This window comes from Streptomyces sp. NPDC059900 (assembly GCF_050270335.1).
GTDB lineage: Bacteria > Actinomycetota > Actinomycetes > Streptomycetales > Streptomycetaceae > Streptomyces.
Map to the genome: position 1 here is coordinate 1 of NZ_JBNNJZ010000513.1, position 1,559 is coordinate 1,559.

General features: G+C 67.7%; 1 protein-coding gene. It reads left to right on the top strand.

Going from position 1 to position 1,559, the window contains the following annotated elements:
* Positions 1–1,559 (top strand): CBM35 domain-containing protein (locus ACQKIP_RS37680; protein WP_427745174.1); only part of this gene is annotated, 1,559 nt, incomplete at both ends.

A 1,559-nucleotide genomic window follows, 5' to 3' on the forward strand; every position in this document is an offset into this window, starting at 1 on the left:
GGTCCTGGACAACGTCACCGGCGACACCGGCCCCGACAAGGTCACGTACAAGAAGATCGCCGACGGGCTCAAGGAGCCGATGGGCATCAAGTACGTGGACGGCAAGCTGTATGTCTCGGAGAAGCACCAGCTGACCGAGCTCGCCGACCTCGACGGCGACAACGACGCGGGCGAGACCCGGAAGATCGCCGAGTGGCCGTACGGCGGGAACTTCCACGAGTTCGCGTTCGGGCTGCTCTACGAGAAGGGCAGCTTCTATCTGAACCTGTCCGTGGCCATCAACTACGGCGGCGCGACGACCGACCCGCAGCCCGCCGCCAACCGCGGCACCACCATCAAGGTGAACAAGGCCACCGGGAAGGTCAGTTACCTGGCCGGCGGCCTGCGCACCCCCAACGGCATCGGCCGCGGACCGGACAACGAGCTGTTCGTCACCGACAACCAGGGCGGCTGGCTGCCCGCGTCGAAGCTGGTGCACGTCAAGCAGGACCGGTTCTTCAACCATTACACGAACCCCGAGGGGCCCTTCGACGACAACAGCGTCACCAAGCCGGTGCTGTGGCTGCCGCAGAACGAGATAGCCAACTCCCCCAGCACCCCCATGACCGTCAAGAAGGGCACCTTCGCCGGGCAGCTGATGTTCGGTGACGTCACCTACGGCGGGCTGCAGCGCGCCGACCTAGAAAAGGTCAACGGCGAGTACCAGGGCGCGGTGTTCCGCCACACCCAGGGCCTGGAGGCCGGCATCAGCCGTATCTCCACCGGGCCCGACGGGGCGATCTACACCGGCGGTCTCGGCGCGGACGGCAACTGGGGCCAGGAAGGCAAGCTCCGCTTCGGTCTGCAAAAGCTCACCCCGAACGGCAAGACCGCCTTCGACATCAAGACCATGCGCGCCACCAGTGACGGCTTCAAACTGACCTACACCAAGCCGCTGTCGGACAAGACCATCGAGAAGCTGACCAGCGGTGCCTACTCCGTGGAGCAGTGGCGCTACGCCCCCACCCCCGCCTACGGCGGCCCCAAGATCGACGAGGAGGCCCTGCCGGTCAGCAGTGCCCGTATCTCCAAGGACCGCCGCACCGTCCAGCTGACCGTGCCCGGCCTCAAGGCCGACCGGGTGGTGCACGTACGCTCGCCGCGCCCCTTCTCCTCGGCCGACGACGAGCAGCTGTGGTCCACCGAGGCGTGGTACACCCTTAACGCGCGGCCAGGCCACGACGAGCCCGTCACGACGTACGACGCCGAGTCGGCGCGGCTGTCCGGCGGCGCGGACATCGACACCGAGCACGCCGGCTTCACGGGCGCCGGCTTCGTCGACGGCTTCAGCGAACCGGGCGCCACGGCCACCATCGACGTCCAGGCTCCCGCCGCGGGCACCTACGCGGTGGGCCTGCGCTATTCCAACGGGCCCAACCCGTCCGCCGGCACCAAGACCATCGGCGTCAGCGTGAACGGCGGGGAAGCGCGCAAGACCAGCCTGCCCTCCACCGAGACGTGGAAGCGCTGGTCGACCAAGACCGAGAAACTCGAGCTGCGCAAGGGCCGCAACACCATCA